The following is a 20,608-nucleotide window of genomic DNA, read 5'->3' as shown; positions in this document are numbered from 1 at the left end:
TTTATTAAGAATAGCAAACATTGCTTATAAATAGCAATGTTTAATTTTAGATTTCCTCTCTTTTAATAAGTGGGATTGATTTAATCTTTTAGGTTTGAATCATTAAGCTGTATTATTTTTAAAATAAAATTGCTTTTCGCCAAAAAATACTGGGAAAAGTTCTGCTAAACTGCCAGCTAAAGGACCTTCTCGCAATTCTTTTTCAGTGACCCAAAACAAGGGTTGTTCCGTTTCTTCTGGTAGTTCATCCGCTGTTTCTGCAATGAATAATGTGGCTAATTCCCGCGCACCTGAACAATCATTCAGCCATTCTGCAACACCTACTAATTGTGGCTTCAGCACTAATCCTGTTTCTTCAAGGAGTTCGCGAACCATGGCTGTTTCCATGCCCTCGTTTTTTTCAACATGTCCGCCAGGAAACGTCCAACCAGGCCAATCCTTTTTTTGTCGTTCTTGCACAAGGATTTCATTTTTCTGATTTCTAATCATACATAATGTTGTTAATTCTACTTCAAAATTCCGATTCATTTGGCACCTCATCATTTTTTCCTTTGTTAAGGTTACGATACAGAAAAACAGAGAAAGATTCAACTAATAATTTTCTCTGTTTTATCATCTAACTCTTTAATAAGTCGTATTGCGATTGATATAAATGATGATATAACGCATGTTTTGCCATTAGTTGATCATGAGATCCTTCTTCCACAATACGACCACCATCAATATAGAAAATTTTATCGCTATTTTTGATGGTAGAAAGTCGATGAGCAATAATAAACGATGTCCGTCCTTTTAGAAGTTGTTGTAGTCCTTCTTGTAACAATTCTTCTGTTTTTGTATCAATACTGGAGGTTGCTTCGTCTAAAATTAAAATTTTGGGATCTGCCAGTAAAGCACGAGCAAATGAAATTAATTGGCGTTGTCCTGCCGAGAGTGTACTACCCCGCTCTTCCACAACTGTTTCATAGCCATCTTTTAAATCCTTGATAAAGTCGTGCGCACGAACAATTTTTGCGGCTTGGATAACTTCTTCCTCTGTGGCTGTTAAATTTCCGTACCGAATGTTTTCAATAATTGTTCCTGAAAAAATAAACGTATCTTGAAGCATTACCCCCATTTGTTTCCTTAACGAACGGAGTGTCACATCGCGAACATCATAACCATCAATTTTAACGGCCCCTTCATTCACATCATAAAAACGACTTAACAAATTGATGATTGTTGTTTTACCCGCACCTGTTGGCCCAACCAAGGCGATTGTTTGTCCTGGCTCAATATGAAAACTAACATCGGTCAAAATATTTTTTCCTTCTTCATAACGGAAATAAACATGCTGAAAGTCGACGGTTCCTTTAATTGGCGGCAACGCAATAGCGTGCGGCGCATCTTGAATTTCTGGAACAACATCCATCGTTTCAAAAATCCTTTCCAAATAGGCAGTTGCAGTAATCAGAGAATTGTAGAAGTTACCAATATTGATGACTGGATTCCAAAAGTTATTGATATAACCGATAAAAGCAATTAGCGTCCCAGTGGTAACGGACACACCTAATTGACGGATTCCTACGAAATAGATAAAACAAGTCGTAATGACGGATATATTTTGCACTGCTGGCCATAATAAATACTGGACACGCACAGCTTTCATAAAGGATTGACGATATTCTTCGCTTACCTCGTTAAAAATCTGGAAATTTTCATCTTCTCGTGCAAAAGATTGTGTAATTTTAATTCCTGAAATACTTTCATGAATATAGGCATTTAAGTTTGATTGTTTATTGCTAAGCTCTTGGTAAGCTTTCCGTTGTTTCCCTTGGATAAACAGAACCATCACGAACAACACAGGCAATAGCAGTAAACTGTATAAGGTTAATTTCACATCAATAAATAACATGAAAATTAAGGTAATAATCACATTAAATAAATCAGAAATTAAATTGATCAATCCGTTACTTAATAAATCACTTAACGTATTGATGTAATTGACCACCCGAATTAAGATTTTTCCATGCGGCCGACTGTCAAAGTAAGAAAATGGTAATTTTTGTAGATGCTCAAAAATTGAAAAACGCATATCTTTTAAAATATCTTGTCCAATTTCTGTGATGGCATATATCCGATAACGCATACACCAACCAATAATCACCAAGGAAAATAGGAAAATAGCTCCTAGTATCAAGAGTAACGAGAGATTCTTTTGTGGAATTACTTGGTCAATCGCAATTTTAGTAAAGTAAGGGCCTAACATACTTGCCAGATTAGCTAATATGATGACAAATAATGTTTTAAAAACAGCTTTTTTGTAAGGCTTAATATAGGCGCCTAATCGTTTATAGTGGGACCAATTAAATTCTTTTTCTAAAGTCTCATCCACATCAAACGTATTTCTAGCCACGCGACTCACCTTCCTTTGTCAGACCTAATTGTTTTTGATATACGTCAAAATATTTGCCTTTTTGTTCGACTAATTCGCTATGCGTACCGCTTTCCACCACACGGCCTTTTTCCATCATCAAAATTAAATTGGCCTCTCTCACAGAAGAAATTCGGTGGGCGATAATAAATGTCGTTTTCTTTTCCGTCAAACGACCTAGTTCTTTTTGAATTTTTGATTCTGTTTCCATATCAACAGCGGAAGTTGTGTCATCTAAAATTAAAATAGCTGGATCTTTGGTTAAGGCACGGGCCAGTGAAATCCGCTGTTTTTGGCCACCAGATAGGCCAACGCCGCGTTCACCAACAATTGTTGCATAACCTTCGGGCATTCTGGAAATAAAGCTATGGGCATCAGCAATTTCAGCCATCATTTGCACTTGTTCCAAGTTAGCCAATGTGTTACCAAAAGCAATGTTATCTTCTATTGTATTGGAAAAAAGAAAGACATCTTGCATAACCATGGAGATATTTTCTCGCAATTTACGAACAGAATAGCTTTTAGCATCTTTTCCATCAATATAAACAGTGCCTTTTGTTGGATCATAGAACCGAGCGATTAAGTTAACTAAAGTGGTTTTGCCTGAACCAGTTTCCCCTAAAATACCAATTGTTTCACCAGGTTTTGCTGAAAATGAAACATCCGATAAAATAGGGGTTTCTGGATCATCTGAAAAATGAAAGGACACGTGATCAAACGTCACATAACCTTGGATTGGTTCTGCTTCTTTTTCCCGAGCAATGGGAATCTTCGGTTTCGTTGCTAATAACTGACGAATTTTAATGGACGATGCCGTAAAGCGTTGCACATCATTGATCAACCAGCCACTCATTCGCATCGGCATGTTCAACATCCAGAGAAAGCCGTTAAAGGCAACTAAATCACCAATTGTCATCCGACCTTGAATTACAAAGAGGCCACCAAGAACTAAGGCAATAACATTTAAACTACCTGCAAAACCGTCTAACCACGGTAAATATTTTTTAGAGACATCTGCGGAAGCCATATTCCATTTTTTATAGTCTTCATTGTGCTTGTTAAACTTTTCAATTTCATAAGGTTCTTGTGAAAAAGCTTTAACCACCCGATTTCCACCAATATTTTCTTCGACCATTGAATTTAACCGAGAAAAACTTTCCCGGATCTCAAAAAATACCGGATGCGATTCCTTCGACATTTTTTGTGTTAACAGAAAAATCAAAGGTGTAATTAAAATTAATGCCAGCATCAATTGCCAATTGATCGTCCCCATCACAATCACGGCTGCGATGAACCATAAAATACATTCTAAGAGGTTATAAGTGACCCAAGAAACAAAATGGCGGATAGCGTCTGTATCCCCTGTCATTCGCGCCATAATATCGCCAACACGTGTATGATTAAAGAAATCAAAATCTAATTCTTGAAGTTTGACATACATATCTTTTCTTAAGTCAAATAACGCAGATTGTCCAACCGATTCAAACAAGACTTGATAACTATAACGAACAACTGTCCGAATAACGGTCACCCCAATCATAATCCCAAGAATTGGGACAAGCTCTTCAGTTTTCCCCTGATTGATTACTTGGTCTACAATTCTGCCAGATAACAATGGAATAATAACAATTAAAATAGCGTTAATAACGACAAAAATAACAGCTAGCAGTAACTTATTCTTATTTTTTTTAGCATATTGCCAAATCCATTCAAAACTATTCATTTTCTCCCCTACTCTCTCTTGTTTTTATGGACGTGTATAAGATTACTGTTTTTTTATAGGAAAAGAAATGGGCATTCTTGTATATTTTGATGTACAATATAGTATAGAAAGCGGATACAAGTAGGAGTGATTTTTTATGAACTACACAAATAGTCGAACGTTTAATCCTGAAATTTTATATGCCTTCGATCCTTGGAACGAAGAGACCCACCCTTATAATTGTCATCATCATGAATTTCTGGAAATATCTATTCTTTTAGAAGGTGAATCTGAATATATTGTTCAAGGGCAACAGTACCATGCCACTGCTGGTACGGTGTTTCTTTTTAATCCGCGAACGGAACATGGTGAGCAACAAAAAGCAGGAACTTACTCACATCAACTACACATTGGCATTTCAAATCTCTATTTAGAAGGCTTAGCGCGAAACGTATTTCCAAATAAATCAGCTTTATTAGATTTAAGTCATTTACATGGTGCTTTTTTAGAAAAAGCTTGGCAAATTGTTCATGAATTAAACCATCAAGAAGTTGAATCAGCGTTACAAATTAAAGCTTTAGTTATTGAACTATTGGTCTATATTTTAAGAAGTTTAGTAGTTGATCAAGAAAATAAAATTGAAACTCGGCTATCGAAAACGGAAAAAAGAAAACGAAATTTAGTCAATCATACGATTTATTATCTGGAAACGCACCATGACGAAGAAATTACTTTGGAACAGTTAGCTGAAATGTTATATGTGACCCCGACTTATTTGTCGAAAACCTTTAAAGCGGCCACAGGCGTTGGGCCAATCAATTATTTAATTCAAATCCGCTTAAACCATGCGAAAGAATTGCTGAAAAATGATTCCTTAAGTGTCAAAGAAGTGGCAAAAACGGTTGGTTACGAAGATGCCTATCATTTTAGTAAATTATTCAAAAAATATTATGGAAAATCCCCTTCACAATTTTAAGATAAAAAAACAAGGAATCGTCGGCTTCGTTGCGTCCGTTTCCTTGTTTTTGCTTTACGTTGACTCTTTTAACTGTTTCGTCATTGTATAATCGGTATGGCGTTCATTTCCCATATAAAAATCATGTTCATCTGTTTTGACGAAGCCTAATGATTGATAGAATTTTTGCGCTGGATGATTATGTTCCCAAACACCTAACCAAACCGTCTCTTTTTCTGCTTCTTCTGCTAATTCAATTGCTTTCGTAATCAAATGTTTGCCTAAGCCTAAACGCTTAAAAGATTTACGAATATAAATGCGCTCAACTTGTAACGCTTGTGGATGTTGATAGGTAATCTGAGCATCACCGTGATTTAATTTCACATAACCTGCAAGTTCATTATTATAAAAAGCAAAGAAATATTGCGAATCTTTATGTAAGATTTCGCTTTCTAAAACTGCTGGACTAAATTTCCTCTCATAATGTGCCTGTAAATCCTCTTCGTTTTCGCCATCTCCATAAGTATCTGCAAAAGTCTCTTGGCAAATGGCCTCTAATTCTGGTACGTCTGCGACGGTACACTCTCTAATAAATACTGACATACTAAAACTCCTTTGTAGATTAAATCAACTGTTTAATTAAAATTAAACAAGGATTCCAAGCGTCCCATAATGTCGGAAAAACCTCAAGGCGCTTAAAACCCAATGATTCGTAAAAACGAATAGTATGATCGTACACGGAATAATTTCCTTCGTCAACTGTTTTGACTTGAATAAAAAAATAGTTATTTTTAGAATACGTTTCCACGCTTTCTATCAATAACTTGCCGATACCTTTGCGATGATACCGCTTTTTAACTGCCATACAATGGATTTCTACTGTATCTTTACTTGTTTCTGAAAGTGTTATAAAACCGAGTATTTTATTCTCTACATCCTTTGCCACCCACATAGGTAAAGTGCTAGCTATATCGATATACTTGCGGGTCTCTTTTTCAAGGCCAAACCATTCTGGAAGATTAAACAATACTTCTTGTGCTGCCTGAGTCTTTTTATCTGCATTTTTTTCCCTTATAATTATAAATTCTTTCAATTTACAACCTCCTTTTTGTTTACATAACAAAATTATTGTATACCCAATCTTTTTTATTAAATAATAGCATAGGTAGTTTAAAAATGTAAGTTAGTCATTTATTCTTTATTATTTCCTTAAAACGACGCCTTTTCTCGCTAAATCTGCCCTTCCTTTGTTTTTTTCTGTTAAACTAAACGTATTAAGTCTATGAGGAGCGTGCGTATATGGATTATCTGAACACCTATAAGCGGTTGCTAGCATTGGCAGATGCAGGTCTTTTTTACGGGAAAGATGCTTTTGATCAAGAACGTTACCAAGAACTACGAGAACTTACGTTACAACTTATTAGCACAACCGGACACGAAGCGGCTGTTTTGCCCGACTTAGAAAAAATCTTAACTAAAGAGGAAGGTTATCCAACACCGAAAGTAGATGTTCGCGGTTTAATAAAAAAAGAGAATCGTTTTTTATTAGTTGAAGATTTACGGACCAAAGAATGGTCATTACCTGGTGGCTATGCCGAAATTGGCTGCTCCCCTAAAGAAAATATTGAAAAAGAAGTATTGGAAGAAACTGGCTTAGTTGTTACAGCAAAAGAATTGCTTGCTGTTTATGATACAGATAAACGAAAAGACATTCCTCAACTATTTCAGTACTATAAAATGATCTTTTCTTGTGAGATTTTAGAAAATCATCCCTTTGAAAAAAACATTGAAACCTCGAATTGTGCTTATTTTTCTTTAGATAATCTCCCCTCTCTTTCTATCAAACGAACAACGAAAGAGCAATTAATGGCATTAATGAACCAAACAACTGGAGCGCTTAGTGACTAACAAAAAGGATGAAGAACTTCTGTTCTTCATCCTTTTTCTATTATTAATTACATATTTTCTAAAGCGGCTTGGGCTAATAAGTTTAAGTAGTTCCAAGGGCGATCAAAATGTGGTTGGAAGAAGAAATCAGAAATCGCTAAATCTTCGACAGTCATTTTATTTTGGACCGCTAATGATAAAGTATTGGCAGATTGTGTGATATCATATTTAGACATCAATTGACCACCAACAATGCGTTGTGTTCCTTTTTCATAGACTAATTCCATCAGAACTTTTTCAGTTGTTGGCATAAACTCTGGACGATAGTTATCTTCGAAAACAGTCGCTTCGACATCTAGTCCGTTTAATTTGGCACTTTCTTTTGTCACACCTGTTGAACCAATTTTCCAACCGAATAAATATAAACCAGAAGTTCCCTGTGTGCCACGATAAGCCAATTTTTGTTCAGTCAAATTACGACCTACTAGCATACCTTGACGAACAGCATTCGTTGCTAATGGGATATAATTTTTTGTTTGACTTGGGTTGTAGTGAACAACTGCACTATCACCCGCAGCAAAAATATCAGGATTGCTTGTTTGCATATACTCATTGACTTCGATTGCACCATTTGGTAACATGTCAACTTTATCTTTTAATAATTCTGTATTTGGACGGAAACCAACACACATAATCACCATATCTGCTTCGAATTCTTGACTTGGTGTAATGACTTTTGCTACTTTTCCTTGCTCATCTGCTACGAATTGTTGGACATTTTCACCTAAAGCTAAATTAACGCCACGATCAACTAATTCTTTTTCTAGAACATCTGTGAATGGCTTATCTAAATATTTATTTAAAATGCGGTCTAACCCGTCAACTAAAGTAACTTGTTTACCTGATTCTACAAAAGCTTCTACTAATTCAATACCAATATAACCGCCACCAACGACAACGACACGTTTGGCATCTTTCGCTTTTTCGATGATCACGTTGGCTTGTGAATAGTTTTTACATAATAAAATATTTTCAGCATCAATTCCTGGAATTGGTGGAATAATTGGCCAAGAACCAGTTGTCATTACTAATTTATCATAAGAAACGGTCTCAGTTGCGCCCGTTTGTAAGTTTTTCGCTGTAACAGTTTTGTCGTCCACGTTGATTTCTTCAACATTGTGTTCCATCTTCACTGTTGCTCCTAAAGAAGCCAGTTCTTCTGGATTTGAATAAAATAAATCAGCAGCATTTTTAACTACGCCTCCAACGTACAAGGCAATTCCGCAAGATAGGAAGGAAATATTGTCATTTCTTTCATATACAGTGACTTCCGCCTCCGGGTGATTTGCTAAAATACTTTTAACTGCTGAAGTTCCAGCATGGGTACATCCTACGACTACGACTTTCATGTTGTAAATCCCTTCTTTCACAATCTTTGTTTTGCAGAGGTGACGTCTCCCTCTGTCTGTTTAAAATATATCAGAGGAATCAAGCTTATTCGAGTTCTATGCTTGTGAATCGCATATAAAAAAATTCACAAACTGTTGCTAATTCTTAATAATAGCTAGTTAATTTTTTGTTTTTAAGAATTTAAAAGTCAATAACCACACAAAAAAACAAGCATAAGAGTGAAAACTCTTACGCTTGTGAAATTTGCCTAGACAAGTGACTTATCTTTTGATAAATTTTTAACAGTATGTAATTTTTTACACATTCTCCTGTTGTGCTTGTTGGCAATCTGGACATAATCCATATAATTCTAAACGATGTTCATTAATTTCGAAGCCTGTTAATTTACTAGCGGCCATTTCAACGTCCTCTAACCCTGGATAATGAAAATCAACGATTTTACCACATTTTTGACAAATCACGTGATAATGTTTCTTCGAACTAAAATCAAAACGACTAGATGCATCGCCATAACTCATTTCTTGAACGAAACCGATTTCAGTAAATAAACGTAGATTGTTGTAAACCGTTGCTACACTCATATTTGGAAAATGATCTTCTAGTGCGCGATAAATTTCATCAGCTGTTGGGTGTGTATGATTTTCGATTAAATATTCCAAGATAGCATAACGTTGCGGAGTAATTCGGATATTGGCTTCTTTTAATTCAGCAAGTGCATTTTTAACCAATACGTTGTCCATCTTTGTATCCCTCCCCTGTCTATCTTTCTTAAATAATACTATTTCTTATTACGATTGACAAGAATTATTGTAGGATTCTCGTGGAAAAAACGAGCATTTTACTAAACTAAGAGAAATGCTCGTTTTTTGGCGTGTTTTTTATTCTGGAAATTCGTAAAGAGCTGTCGAAAGATAACGTTCACCGTTATCCGGAACCAGCGCTAAGACACGTTTGCCTGCGCCTAATTCGACTGCCAAATCAATGGCAGCTTTAATTGCTGCCCCTGCTGAAATCCCCACAAGGATACCTTCTTTTGGCCCCATTAAACGAGCAGTTTCTAATGCGTCTTCACTAGAAACAGCGGCAACTTTTTGATAAACGGTGGTGTCTAAAACTTCTGGGACAAAACCAGCGCCTATTCCTTGGATTTTATGTGGACCTGGTTCGCCACCTTCTAAAACAGGCGACTCTGTTGGTTCTACTGCAACAATTTCAATATCTGGAAAAATCCGTTTCAATTCATGGCCAACTCCTGTAACGGTTCCTCCAGTGCCAACACCAGAAACAAACGCATCTAAGCCACGTTTACCAAAGACATCAACAATTTCTTTTCCTGTTTTTTGTTCATGTACCATTGGATTAGCTGGATTATTAAATTGCAAAGGCATGAAGTACCCGTGTTCTTCTGCTAATGCTGTAGCTTTTGCAATTGCCCCTTTCATTCCTTCGGCACCAGGGGTTAATAATAGATCAGCCCCATATGCTTGCATTAATTTGCGGCGTTCAATACTCATAGTATCTGGCATCACAATCTTAACTGGATATCCCAACGCAGCACCTACCATTGCTAACCCAATGCCTGTATTACCACTAGTCGGCTCAATAATCGTTTGTCCAGGTTTTAGGCGACCATCTGCTTCGGCTTGTTGGATCATGCTTAAAGCAATTCGATCTTTCACACTGCCACCAGGATTAAAGAACTCTAGTTTAACAAAAACATCTGCAGCTCCTTCTGGTACCATCCGTTTTAATTTCACAACTGGGCTTTGACCAATTAACTCTGTTACTGATTTTACATAACCTTTAGTCATAATCCTACATCCTCCAATTTTACAAACAATATAATAATTCTTTCTCTAAGCATAGCTCAAAAAAACGATTTCTACCAGAAAAACGAATTTTAGTTTGTGAAAAATTAAATAAAAAAACGGATTAGGCTCATCAAATAATTGCTGCTAGCCCTACCTATTTTCACGATAAAAGACCTTACAAAAACTACTGCTTTTGTAAGGTCTTTCTTCAACTAAATAATTGCAGAATTAACCGATTTGGATGGTTTGACCCACCGATAAAACAGAATCCAATGTTAATCCATTTAGTGACATTAAATTATCAACTGTCGTTCCAAAACGTGCAGCAATGTCCCACAATGTGTCGCCGTTTGCGACAGTGTAACTTTGACTAGCTACAGTTTCTGCTGTTGCTGTTGCAGAAGCCGCTGTATCGATTGTTGTATCAACGGTTCCCGTTGTATCTGAATAACTAGTGGTTTGAGCGACTGGTGCTCCCCAATCATATTGAGTTAAATTATATGCTTCAATTAACCAATTCAATTTTTCGGCATAGCCTGGATCAGTTGCATAACTTCCAGCTAAAGCGGCTGTTGCATCGCGATAACTGCTAGTATTACTCTTCCAAACGCCTGAATAATGGTATGTATCCCCAAAAGCAGTGGAACGAATAACATTGGCATGATCTTGGAACGATTCCGCATAAGAATTATAACTTCTAAATGCTGCTGTGACGGTCACCCATTGTCCGTCTAAATATTCTTTTGTTGGCATATAAACAGATTGTCCATTATAACTTCCTTTTACACCAAACAAGTTATAGTTCGGTGCAGATGCTAACCCAGAACTACCATAACTACTTTCTAGCAACGCTTGAGCAATCATGACGGAAGCATACATATCATTGCTATTGGCAACGGCTGCTGCTGAATTTCCGATTTCATTAATAAATGCTTGCTGGCTTGATTCTGCTTGGGCAGGTACCGCAGCACCAACCACAGGTGCTAAAATCATTGAAGTCCCCGCAACGGCGGTAGCACGTTTATAAGCTTTTTGCTTTTTAAGAGCTTTTTGAATATGTTTACTACTTCTTGTTAACTGTTCGCTCATTCATTTTTCCTCCTCACTGTCTCACTTTTCTATTTTACCGTTAATTTCCTATTGAAACAAGAAATAAACGTATTAAATTTTGAGTTTTAAAATTTCTGTAATGTAATTGAAATCTTGTTTGTATTTAATTAACCCTCTTCACACTTGTGAAAACAACCACTTCTTCTTTTCAATTTGATGAGATTTTTGTTATTTATCCTCTTACTTTTCTTTATTTATTGTGATAAAATTTTTAATGGACTTGTCACTTTTTGAACAAACTTTATAAGAGAAGTCTGTTTTTGTAATCAAAACAACTATTGCCGAGTAGTTGTTGTATTACAAAATGAATTACATAGAAATGTAGGTGGTTAGATGAAGAAACAACAATCGGGTTTAACAAATCAAGTGACGTTTTTATTAGCGTTAACTTGCGGGGTCGTGGTCGCCAATATGTATTATATTCAACCAATTGGCACCCAAATTGCTCAGGCCTTTCAAGTCAGTATTGGTTCTATTGGTTTTGTTACTATGCTGACCCAATTAGGCTATGCGCTAGGCTTACTTTTTCTTGTTCCATTAGGCGATGTCGTTGATCGTCGCAAATTAATCATTCGAGTAGCCGCGCTCTCCTCGCTGTCTCTAAGTGCTGCATTTTTTGCACCAAGTTTTCTCCTGTTTGCACTCTCTTCTTTTTTTATCGGGCTGCTCTCTATTGTCGCCCAAATTATTATTCCTTATGCTGCGGTCATGGCGGGACCAGCGAACCGTGGTAAAGTAACAGGTCGAATGCTGGGCGGACTATTGACAGGAATTTTATTGTCTCGAACGATCTCGGGTTTCATTGCTAGTGCAGCTTCTTGGCGAACAGTCTACCTAATCGCCGTAATATTCGTGTTAGCATTGGTCGTTCTACTTCAATTAAAATTGCCCAAAACAGTGATACATACTCAAACTTCAAATCGATTAACTTATTTAGGTTCTTTGAAAAGTCTTCCTAAGCTAATCAAATCGCAACCTTTGTTAAGAGAAGCAACTGTCAATGGCTTTTTTATGTTTGCAACCTTTTCAATCTTTTGGTCTACATTAATTTTCTTTGTTAGTAGTCCAGCTTATTATTGGGGACCGAAAGAAGTCGGTATTTTAGCAATTTTTGGTTTATCGGGAGCATTCGTAGCACCCATCATTGGTCGTCTATCCGATTATTATCCAGAGCGGAAGATTGTTTTGATTGGCCTGTTGATGCAGTTCGGTAGTTTTATCTTACTTTTTCTAGGTGGAACACATGTGGTCTTACTAATCTTAGCAATTATTGTTTTAGATATCGGTACTCAATTTGGGCAAGTAGCCAATCAAACACGCGTCCAAAATTTGGGAGAAGAAGCCAGCAATCGTAACAATACCGTCTTTATGTTTTTCTATTTCATCGGCGGTTCACTGGGTTCATTGATTGGTACATTAATGTGGCAAAACTATGGTTGGTCTGGTGTTACTTTAACTGGTATTGGGTTCCAATTGTTCGCATTATTTTTTCACTTTATGCTCTTTGCTCCCAAAAAGAAATGAAGCAAAAAAACCTGAATGCTATCACAAGCATTCAGGTTTTTTATCGTTTATTTATAGTGATTTATAGGTATTAACCACATTTTCAGGAGTAAAGCCGAATTTTTCAAGAACTAGACCGCCAGGTGCAGAAGCGCCGAAGTGATCAATTGTAATTGTTTTGCCTTCCGTCCCTACATAGCGTTCCCAACCAAAGCTTGCTGCAGCTTCAATCGCCACACGTTTTGTCACAGCTTTAGGTAACACACTTTCTTTATATTCAGCAGATTGTTTTTCAAATAAATCAAAACTTGGCATTGACACGACAGATACATCGATGCCTTCTTCCGCTAATTTCGCTTGTGCTTCCACCGCTAGATTTACTTCAGAACCAGTCGCAATTAAAATCCCTGCTGGTTGTTCACCTTTTTGTGGTGACAATACATAAGCACCTTTTTGAACAGAATCAGAAGCGTGTTCTAACGTTCCTTCTAAAACAGGTAAGTTTTGACGACTTAGAACTAAAATAGTTGGTGTTTCCGTAGAAGTCATAGCAATTCTCCAAGCAGCAACAGTTTCATTGCCGTCTGCTGGACGAATCACATGAACATTTGGAATGCAACGAACACTTGCTAATTGCTCAATTGGTTCGTGTGTTGGCCCATCTTCACCCACCGCAACAGAGTCATGCGTTAAGACGTAAGTTACAGGAACTTTTTGTAAAGCGGCTAAACGGATTGCTGGACGTAAGTAGTCAGTAAAGACGAAGAATGTCCCGCCATAAACATGGCTACCACCATGTAATTGAATCCCGTTCATTGCTGCAGCCATTGCAAATTCGCGAACACCAAACCAAATATTACGGCCTTCGTATTGACCAGGTTCGAAATCTTTTTCTGCAGCAACCATTGTATTATTTGAGGCAGATAAATCAGCTGAACCGCCCCAGAAACTTGGAACAACTTTTGAAATAGCTTGAATCGTTTCTTTACTTGTTACACGACTTGCGGCACTTGTTCCTAGTTCATATTTAGGTAATTCTTGTTCCCAACCTTCAGGTAATTGGTTGGCAAAAGCTTCTTTAAATTGTTTGGCTAATTCTGGATGCGCATGTTCATAGTTCTTAAACATCTCATTCCAAGCCTCTTCAGCTTTTTGGCCTTCGTCAATCATCGTTTCTTTAAAACGAGCAGCGACTTCCTCTGGCACAGTAAAGTCAGGGTATTCCCAACCATAAACAGCTTTAGCCGCTGTAATGCCCTCTTCACCAATTGGCGCGCCGTGAACGGAAGATGTTCCTTCTTTTGGTGCTCCGTAACCGATGACTGTTTTAACTTCAATCAATGTTGGTTTATCCGTTTCAGCTTTAGCCGCTTCAATCGCAGCCTCTATTTCATCTAAATCATTGCCATCTTTAACTAAAATATGTTGCCATCCGTATGCTTCATAACGAGCCCCAACATTTTCAGTAAAGGCTTTAGAAGTTGGTCCATCTAATGAGATGTCATTTGAATCGTACAAGACAATTAATTTACCTAATTTCATATGACCAGCCATTGAACTTGCTTCTTGAGAAACACCTTCCATTAAATCACCATCACCACAAATTGCGTACGTATAATGATCCATAATAGGGAAACTATCACGATTATAAGTTGCAGCTAAATGCGCTTCAGCCATTGCCATACCAACAGCCATAGCAATCCCTTGTCCTAGAGGTCCTGTTGTTGCTTCAACACCATCTGTGTGGTGCACTTCTGGATGCCCTGGTGTTTTACTATCCCATTGACGGAAATTTTTCAAATCGTCAATTGTTACGTTGTATCCTGATAGATGTAATAAGCTGTACAACATTGCAGAGCCGTGGCCTGCTGAAAGTACAAAACGATCACGATCAACCCAGTTTCTAGAAGTTGTTGGGTTCACCTTTAAATGTTTTGTCCAAAGTGCATACGCCATTGGGGCAGCACCCATTGGTAAACCAGGATGTCCTGAGTTCGCTTTTTGTACGGCTTCAATACTTAATGTCCGGATTGTATTAACGCCCAATTGATCTGTCTTGTCAAACAAAAAAATCATCTCCTAATTTAGGTTTTTTTTACCTTTATTCATAGTGTAGCTTATTTCGACAATGAAAGCAATTACTTTCTGTTGTGAAGTCCTTTTTCACGCTGAATTTTTTTTAGTTTTTCAGGAGTCACATCGGTCCCTTCTTGATCCACGACCTTCATTCCTTCGATATGGTGACGCATCCCTCCACGAAATGCTTCTAAATACTCTTTACGTAATTCTTGTTGTTCGACTTTTTCTTTCGCACTAAGTTCTTCCACTTTTGCTTTATTCGCTAATTCATTTATACGGGCAATTTTTTCTTTCGATAACATCAAAATCCCTCCTTACTCTCACTGTCTATATTATAAGAACTGCCTTAAAAAAACAACTATATTCTGATATTTATAAAACACGAACGCTTGTTTGATTTCGTTCGCATTTTATGGTACACTAATTTTATCAATTGAAAGAAGGTGCGGGTTTTGGCGAAACGTACAGAAACAAGACAATTAGAAGTACTTAAATATATATACGAACAAGTCGAATTAAAGGGCTATCCGCCAACCGTTCGCGAAATTGGGAAGGCTGTTGATTTATCCTCAACTTCTACCGTTCACGGACATTTAGCTCGTCTTGAAAAAAAGGGTCTAATCTTACGTGACCCAACAAAACCGCGAGCAATCGAATTAACACCAGAAGGCTTGGAAAAGATCGGAATTCAGCCGACAACTATTCCGATGTTAGGTGTCGTAACTGCTGGTGAACCAATTTTAGCGGTGGAAGAAGCATCAGATTTCTTCCCGTTACCTCCTGATTTACGTACAGAAGAAAATGCTTTATTTATGTTGACGATTCGAGGAGAAAGTATGATTAACGCAGGTATTCTAGATGGCGACCAAGTGATTGTTCGTAAGCAATCGAATGCCAATAATGGCGACATCGTAATCGCAATGACCGATGAAGATGAAGCAACCTGTAAACGATTCTTCCGAGAAGTAGATCATATCCGCTTGCAGCCTGAAAATGATGCATTAGCGCCTATTCTTTTAGATAACGTTACAATTTTAGGTAAAGTTGTTGGTTTATATCGCAATCATATTTAATAAAAAAAGGAAGTCACTCCGTTGAGCGGCTTCCTTTTTTGCTTGTTAACAAGTGAATAGCCTTTTGGGCTTCCTCGATAACCTCTTCTTCAGTTTCTACAGAAAGTAGATAATTTAAAGCTTCTAAACTTTGCTCGGGTTCTCTTTTTGCGAGCTGACCTAACGACCAAGCAGCTGTTCCGCGAATGACAGGACGCTGATCATTTAAACAGAGAATAATTTGTGGGATAGCTTCACGGCCGCCCAAATTCGCTAACGCAATTAAAGCATTCCGTTGCAATGGTTTTTTACCACGCCAAGAGCCTGCTAAGTGTCCGAATTGCTGTTTAAACTCTTTATTGGAAATAGTTAATAACGGTGCTAATTTGGGATAAACTTCTTCAATCTTTGGTTCCATCTCTTCATGAAAATGAAAATCTTTTCCTTTATTATAAGGGCAAACCAGCTGACAAATGTCGCAACCATAAATGACGTTACGCATTTTTTTCCGATAGTCTTCAGGCATCATGCCTTTTGTTTGCGTTTGATAAGACAAACATTTTTGAGCATTCATTCGACCGTCCCCTAACAAAGCCCCTGTAGGACACCCTGTGATACAACGAGTACAATCACCGCAACCATTTGGAACAGGTTCATCTGGTTCAAATTGAATATTGGTGGTCACCTCACCTAAATATACAAAGGAACCAAATTCTTCGGTAATCAGTAGACCATTTTTACCAATGAATCCTAAACCCGCCCGCTGAGCAACAGCGGTGTCAACATATTCGCCAGTATCTACTTGCGGCCGAAAGCGCCAGTGTTCTTTTTCTGCTTCAGTGGCAGCTTGCTCTTCAATAAAAGCAATTAATTTTTGCAACCGATCCTGCAAAATGTGATGATAATCAATTCCCCAAGAGGCTCGCGCAAATTGTCCACGCTTTTCATCTCTAGGCATTTTTTCCTGAGCTTTGGTGGGATAAGCTAAAGCAATGGAGATAATACTTTTAGGATGCTCAAACGTTTTTTCTGGGTAAATTCGTTCTTCCACATTTTGATGTTCAAATCCCGAGTTATATCCTCGCTCTCGTTGTTCATGCAGAGAATCTTCTAATTCAATAAATGGTTCAGCATGAGTAAAGCCGATTTTATCGATGCCTAAACGTTGACTCTCTTGAATAATTTTTTCTTTCAATGTCGGCATTGCTCATGACTCCCTTCATTTTATTATTTATCGTTTCGATGATACGTTTCATAGTCATGTGCATAGAGATTTTTCTCGTCCACGACGCCGGGAACAGTGGCAACTTTTTCCCAAACAGACCAGTCGATTTCTGGAAAGAAGGTGTCGCCTTCAAACGTTTCATGAATCATCGTCCGATATAAGACATCGCATGCGGGAATCAATTCTTTAAAAACGACAGAACCTCCACCAATAACGGTCACGCCTTCATACTTGTCAGCATACGCAAGAATTTCCTCTACGGAATGCATAACCAAAACGCCTTCAGCTTGGTAATCCGGATTACTGGTAAGAACAATCGTTGTTCGATTTGGTAACGGACGACATCCCATACCTTCGAAAGTTGCACGTCCTAAAACCAATGTATTATGAATTGTTTTTTCCTTGAAAAATTTCAAGTCGTTGGGTAAATGCCAAGGCAATTTGCCTTCTTTACCAATCACTCCTTGTTCATCTTGGGCCCAAATGGCTGCTAACATAGCTTCTCTCTCCTTTTTTATACGGCAATCGGCGCTTTAATCGTTGGATGTGGGTCATAGCCTTCTACTTTAATATCTTCCATATCAAAATCAAAAACAGAAGCCTTGTCTGGATTCAAAACGAGCGTTGGGAAAGAACGAACTTCTCGTGATAATTGTTCTTGCATTTGTTCCACATGATTTTGATATAAGTGGGCATCTCCTAGCGTGTGTACAAACTCCCCCACTTCTAAACCTGTTTCATGCGCAATCAGATGTGTCAATAAAGCATAGCTTGCAATGTTAAAAGGAACACCTAAAAAAACATCGGCACTGCGCTGATAAAGTTGACAGCTTAATTTTCCTTCATTTACATAAAATTGAAACATAGTGTGACAAGGCGGCAACGCCATTGAAGGCACATCTTCTGGATTCCAAGCGGAAACAATTAAACGGCGAGAATCAGGATTGGTTTTAATCATTTCAATCACATTAGCTAATTGATCGATAAAGCTACCATCTTTGGTTTCCCAGTGACGCCATTGTGCACCATAAATATTCCCTAATTCACCATATTTTTCTGCAAACTCTGCATCATTTAAAATGGCATCACAGAATTTTTGATGTTCTTCTTTGTATTGTTCTGCAAACGCTGGATCTTGTAAGACACGATGCCCAAAATCCGTCATGTCTGGTCCTTGATAATCTGCGCTTTTTACGTAACGTTCGAACGCCCATTCATCCCAAATATGATTATTTCGCTCTAACAAATAGCGAATATTCGTGTCGCCTTTTAAAAACCACAATAACTCACTTTTAATCAAGCCAAACGGTACTCGTTTGGTTGTTAGTAAGGGAAATCCTTTGGCCAAATCAAAACGCATTTGATAGCCAAATAAACTATACGTCCCAGTTCCTGTACGGTCTTCTTTAAAATGACCTTCTTCTAAAATCTTTTTTCCTAGCGCTAAGTATGCTTCTTCCATCTTATTCCCTCCGTCTCTTAATCCGCGTATTCACTCAAGTATTCCCAACGATTCATTTTTTCTTCTAACAATTGTTCCGTTGCTGTTACTGCTTCTTGCAATTCTTGTAAACGAACAAAATCATCACCCTGATGATTCATTTCTTCAGTTAATGTTTCTAATTTCGTTTCTAATTGTGTGATGTCTTCTTCAATTGTTGCCCACTCTTTTTGTTCCATATAAGTCAGCTTTGTTTTTTCTTTCTTTTCTGTCGATGCTTCTTTTACTGGTTTATTGAGCGGTTTTTCTTTGACCTTTTCTTGTTCTTTTTGGTTCGCCAAATATTCACTCATCGTGCCATAAAATGATAGGATCTGACCATTTCCTTGAAAAACTAACAATTTATCCATTGTTTTATCCAAGAAATAACGGTCATGAGAAACCGCAATTACCGCTCCTTTAAACGTTTGGATATAATCTTCTAAAATGGTCAACGTATCAATGTCCAAATCATTGGTTGGCTCATCCAATAATAACACGTTAGGCTGACTAATTAATAATTTTAAGAGATATAACCGGCGTTTTTCTCCACCAGACAGTTTGCCAATCAGTGTGCCATGCATAAAACGAGGAAATAAAAAGCGCTCTAACATTTCAGCGACCCCAACGCTGCTTCCATCACTTCGTTTCACTTCTTCTGCTGCTTCTTGCAAATAAGCAATCATCCGTTGATTAGGGTCCATTTCTTCGTTTTGCTGGGTATAATAGCCAATTCGGACGGTTTCACCGATACTATATAGGCCACTCTCTAAAGGAATGCGGCCAGCTAAAATATTTAATAATGTGGATTTGCCTGCACCGTTTTTACCAGTAATGCCAATTCGATCGTTTGCTTGAATGAGTAAATTAAAGTCTTTCAAAAGCTGTTTATGATCAATGGCATAATTTCCTTCCTTGATTTCCAGAACTTTTTTCCCTAAACGTTGCGTGGCAAAGTCTGCTTCTAAGGTGCCATTGGTTTGTACCTGATGCAAGTTTTCTTTTAAATCCTGAAACCGATCAATTCTTGCTTGCTGTTTCGTTCCTCGTGCTTGAACGCCTGCTCGCATCCACGCAAGTTCTTGTTTGAAGAGGCGTTTTCTTTTTTCTTCTTGTTCTACAGCGACACGTTCACGTTCGGCTTTTTCCATCACATACGTTTCATAGTTTCCTTTGTATTCATACAGTTTTCCAAAAGAAAGTTCGAAAATCCGATTGGTTACTCGATCTAAAAAGTAGCGGTCATGGGTCACCATTAAAACCGCGCCACGATAGTTATTTAAAAAGTTTTCCAGCCATTCAATCGTTTCATAATCCAGATGGTTCGTTGGTTCATCCAATAACAGTAAATCGGGCGCTTCAATTAAGACTTGCGCCAAGCTTACTCGTTTTAACTGCCCGCCAGAAAGCTCACCTATTTTCTTTTCCAATGTGGGAATGCCTAATTTTTGTAAAATAATTTTTGCATTGGTATCTGCTGTCCAAGCATCTTGTTTATTCATGGCTTCTTCTGCTTGCGTGTAACGTCTTTGAACCCCTTCGTCTAAACCATTCTCACTTAAAGCAGCTAACGCTAATTCATAATTTTTGACCGCTTTTATGATCGGGCTGTCTCCCTGAAACACGGCTTCTGCAATCGTAATATTCTCGTCAAATGTTTGATTCTGGGAAAGGTACCCAATTTGATAATCACTTGGCTGCTGAATTGCAGCAAGATCACCATCACCGCTATCTACGCCAGCAATAATATTTAATAAACTGGTTTTCCCTGTGCCGTTAATCCCAATTAAACCAATGCGATCTTTTTCATGAATCAAAAAAGAAAGATGATCAAATAGTGTTTTTTCCCCATATGTTTTGGTTAAATCTGTTACTTTTAATTCTTTCACCGACACTACCAACTCCTTCTATTTTGGTCTTGCTTATTGTATCAAAAATCAGCGTATGCGGCTACCAAAAAAATAAATTATAGACGTTCAGA

At 37.7% G+C, this 20,608-nt stretch carries 19 protein-coding genes; 4 read left to right on the top strand and 15 right to left on the bottom strand.

What is annotated here, in order from left to right; genetic code table 11:
• Positions 1-102: 102 nt before the first annotated feature.
• The 3 genes from IGL48_RS06775 to IGL48_RS06765 form a co-directional block, all read right to left on the bottom strand.
• Positions 103-528 carry an 8-oxo-dGTP diphosphatase gene (locus IGL48_RS06775; RefSeq protein WP_002385906.1) on the bottom strand — a complete coding sequence of 142 codons (426 nt, stop codon included), beginning with the start codon at positions 526-528 and terminating at the stop codon, positions 103-105.
• An 88-nt stretch (positions 529-616) separates the two neighbouring features.
• A complete protein-coding gene (locus tag IGL48_RS06770) occupies positions 617-2,395 on the bottom strand; it encodes an ABC transporter ATP-binding protein (protein ID WP_002363967.1) in 1,779 nt (592 codons plus the stop codon).
• Positions 2,388-4,136, bottom strand: a complete 1,749-nt coding sequence (locus IGL48_RS06765; protein ID WP_002357553.1) for an ABC transporter ATP-binding protein — start codon at positions 4,134-4,136, stop codon at positions 2,388-2,390. Before IGL48_RS06765 ends, IGL48_RS06770 begins: the two co-directional genes overlap by 8 nt.
• Positions 4,137-4,272: 136 nt before the next feature.
• On the opposite strand from IGL48_RS06765, the gene IGL48_RS06760 reads away from it, so the two are divergent.
• The gene (locus tag IGL48_RS06760; RefSeq protein WP_002396334.1) at positions 4,273-5,091 is read left to right on the top strand and encodes a helix-turn-helix transcriptional regulator; all 819 of its coding nucleotides are present in this window, start codon (positions 4,273-4,275) and stop codon (positions 5,089-5,091) included.
• Between the two features lie 54 nt (positions 5,092-5,145).
• Here the strand turns inward: IGL48_RS06760 and IGL48_RS06755 are convergent, their stop codons facing one another.
• Both IGL48_RS06755 and IGL48_RS06750 read right to left on the bottom strand, forming a co-directional pair.
• The gene (locus IGL48_RS06755; RefSeq protein WP_002357555.1) at positions 5,146-5,673 is read right to left on the bottom strand and encodes a GNAT family N-acetyltransferase; all 528 of its coding nucleotides are present in this window, start codon (positions 5,671-5,673) and stop codon (positions 5,146-5,148) included.
• Between the two features lie 19 nt (positions 5,674-5,692).
• On the bottom strand, positions 5,693-6,193 hold the full coding sequence (locus IGL48_RS06750) for a GNAT family N-acetyltransferase (protein WP_016626668.1): 501 nt from the start codon (positions 6,191-6,193) through the stop codon (positions 5,693-5,695).
• A gap of 176 nt (positions 6,194-6,369) precedes the next feature.
• On the opposite strand from IGL48_RS06750, the gene IGL48_RS06745 reads away from it, so the two are divergent.
• Positions 6,370-6,978 carry an NUDIX hydrolase N-terminal domain-containing protein gene (locus IGL48_RS06745; RefSeq protein WP_048949285.1) on the top strand — a complete coding sequence of 203 codons (609 nt, stop codon included), beginning with the start codon at positions 6,370-6,372 and terminating at the stop codon, positions 6,976-6,978.
• A 47-nt stretch (positions 6,979-7,025) separates the two neighbouring features.
• On the opposite strand, the gene IGL48_RS06740 is transcribed toward IGL48_RS06745, so the two are convergent.
• From IGL48_RS06740 to IGL48_RS06725, 4 genes are all read right to left on the bottom strand, one after another.
• A complete protein-coding gene (locus IGL48_RS06740; protein ID WP_002361833.1) occupies positions 7,026-8,366 on the bottom strand; it encodes an NADH oxidase in 1,341 nt (446 codons plus the stop codon).
• 297 nt (positions 8,367-8,663) lie between these two features.
• Positions 8,664-9,107: a Fur family transcriptional regulator gene (locus IGL48_RS06735; protein WP_002357560.1), complete on the bottom strand. Its 444-nt coding sequence runs from the start codon at positions 9,105-9,107 to the stop codon at positions 8,664-8,666.
• A 138-nt stretch (positions 9,108-9,245) separates the two neighbouring features.
• Complete coding sequence (gene cysK / locus IGL48_RS06730; protein WP_002357561.1) at positions 9,246-10,178, bottom strand: cysteine synthase A; 933 nt, start codon at positions 10,176-10,178, stop codon at positions 9,246-9,248.
• A 228-nt stretch (positions 10,179-10,406) separates the two neighbouring features.
• Positions 10,407-11,267, bottom strand: coding sequence for a glucosaminidase domain-containing protein (locus IGL48_RS06725; RefSeq protein WP_002357562.1), 861 nt, complete (start codon positions 11,265-11,267; stop codon positions 10,407-10,409).
• A 354-nt stretch (positions 11,268-11,621) separates the two neighbouring features.
• Here IGL48_RS06725 and IGL48_RS06720 point away from each other — a divergent pair, with 354 nt between their 5' ends.
• Entirely contained in the window at positions 11,622-12,812 is a 1,191-nt protein-coding gene (locus IGL48_RS06720; protein WP_002357563.1) for an MFS transporter, read from the top strand.
• Positions 12,813-12,863: 51 nt separating this feature from the next.
• Here IGL48_RS06720 and tkt read toward each other — a convergent pair whose 3' ends face one another.
• Both tkt and IGL48_RS06710 read right to left on the bottom strand, forming a co-directional pair.
• On the bottom strand, positions 12,864-14,858 hold the full coding sequence (gene tkt / locus IGL48_RS06715) for a transketolase (protein ID WP_010826936.1): 1,995 nt from the start codon (positions 14,856-14,858) through the stop codon (positions 12,864-12,866).
• A gap of 71 nt (positions 14,859-14,929) precedes the next feature.
• On the bottom strand, positions 14,930-15,172 hold the full coding sequence (locus IGL48_RS06710; protein ID WP_002382327.1) for a DUF896 family protein: 243 nt from the start codon (positions 15,170-15,172) through the stop codon (positions 14,930-14,932).
• Positions 15,173-15,322: 150 nt separating this feature from the next.
• Between IGL48_RS06710 and lexA the strand changes: the two genes are divergently transcribed.
• Positions 15,323-15,943, top strand: a complete 621-nt coding sequence (gene lexA, locus IGL48_RS06705; protein WP_002357566.1) for a transcriptional repressor LexA — start codon at positions 15,323-15,325, stop codon at positions 15,941-15,943.
• 13 nt (positions 15,944-15,956) lie between these two features.
• Here the strand turns inward: lexA and queG are convergent, their stop codons facing one another.
• From queG to IGL48_RS06685, 4 genes are read right to left on the bottom strand one after another with little or no spacing between them, the layout of a single operon-like run.
• On the bottom strand, positions 15,957-17,126 hold the full coding sequence (gene queG / locus IGL48_RS06700; protein ID WP_002382325.1) for a tRNA epoxyqueuosine(34) reductase QueG: 1,170 nt from the start codon (positions 17,124-17,126) through the stop codon (positions 15,957-15,959).
• A gap of 23 nt (positions 17,127-17,149) precedes the next feature.
• The gene (dfr, locus tag IGL48_RS06695) at positions 17,150-17,644 is read right to left on the bottom strand and encodes a trimethoprim-sensitive dihydrofolate reductase (RefSeq protein WP_002360302.1); all 495 of its coding nucleotides are present in this window, start codon (positions 17,642-17,644) and stop codon (positions 17,150-17,152) included.
• 17 nt (positions 17,645-17,661) lie between these two features.
• Positions 17,662-18,609, bottom strand: a complete 948-nt coding sequence (locus tag IGL48_RS06690; protein ID WP_002357569.1) for a thymidylate synthase — start codon at positions 18,607-18,609, stop codon at positions 17,662-17,664.
• Positions 18,610-18,626: 17 nt separating this feature from the next.
• The gene (locus IGL48_RS06685) at positions 18,627-20,516 is read right to left on the bottom strand and encodes an ABC-F family ATP-binding cassette domain-containing protein (RefSeq protein WP_002365663.1); all 1,890 of its coding nucleotides are present in this window, start codon (positions 20,514-20,516) and stop codon (positions 18,627-18,629) included.
• Positions 20,517-20,608: the final 92 nt, after the last annotated feature.

Origin of the sequence: Enterococcus sp. DIV1090, from assembly GCF_050537975.1 — a bacterium.
Lineage (GTDB): Bacteria > Bacillota > Bacilli > Lactobacillales > Enterococcaceae > Enterococcus > Enterococcus faecalis.
Note: the sequence above shows the minus strand (reverse complement) of the source record. Positions and strands in the feature narration are given on the sequence as shown.

Excerpts from the sequence above, each read along its gene's own strand:
- IGL48_RS06775 (WP_002385906.1), bottom strand. The coding sequence starts at position 528 with ATGAATCGGAATTTTGAAGTAGAATTAACAACATTATGTATGATTAGA.
- IGL48_RS06765 (WP_002357553.1), bottom strand. The coding sequence starts at position 4,136 with ATGAATAGTTTTGAATGGATTTGGCAATATGCTAAAAAAAATAAGAAT.
- IGL48_RS06760 (WP_002396334.1), top strand. The coding sequence starts at position 4,273 with ATGAACTACACAAATAGTCGAACGTTTAATCCTGAAATTTTATATGCC.
- IGL48_RS06755 (WP_002357555.1), bottom strand. The coding sequence starts at position 5,673 with ATGTCAGTATTTATTAGAGAGTGTACCGTCGCAGACGTACCAGAATTA.
- IGL48_RS06745 (WP_048949285.1), top strand. The coding sequence starts at position 6,370 with ATGGATTATCTGAACACCTATAAGCGGTTGCTAGCATTGGCAGATGCA.
- IGL48_RS06740 (WP_002361833.1), bottom strand. The coding sequence starts at position 8,366 with ATGAAAGTCGTAGTCGTAGGATGTACCCATGCTGGAACTTCAGCAGTT.
- IGL48_RS06735 (WP_002357560.1), bottom strand. The coding sequence starts at position 9,107 with ATGGACAACGTATTGGTTAAAAATGCACTTGCTGAATTAAAAGAAGCC.
- cysK (WP_002357561.1), bottom strand. The coding sequence starts at position 10,178 with ATGACTAAAGGTTATGTAAAATCAGTAACAGAGTTAATTGGTCAAAGC.
- IGL48_RS06725 (WP_002357562.1), bottom strand. The coding sequence starts at position 11,267 with ATGAGCGAACAGTTAACAAGAAGTAGTAAACATATTCAAAAAGCTCTT.
- IGL48_RS06720 (WP_002357563.1), top strand. The coding sequence starts at position 11,622 with ATGAAGAAACAACAATCGGGTTTAACAAATCAAGTGACGTTTTTATTA.
- IGL48_RS06710 (WP_002382327.1), bottom strand. The coding sequence starts at position 15,172 with ATGTTATCGAAAGAAAAAATTGCCCGTATAAATGAATTAGCGAATAAA.
- queG (WP_002382325.1), bottom strand. The coding sequence starts at position 17,126 with ATGCCGACATTGAAAGAAAAAATTATTCAAGAGAGTCAACGTTTAGGC.
- dfr (WP_002360302.1), bottom strand. The coding sequence starts at position 17,644 with ATGTTAGCAGCCATTTGGGCCCAAGATGAACAAGGAGTGATTGGTAAA.
- IGL48_RS06690 (WP_002357569.1), bottom strand. The coding sequence starts at position 18,609 with ATGGAAGAAGCATACTTAGCGCTAGGAAAAAAGATTTTAGAAGAAGGT.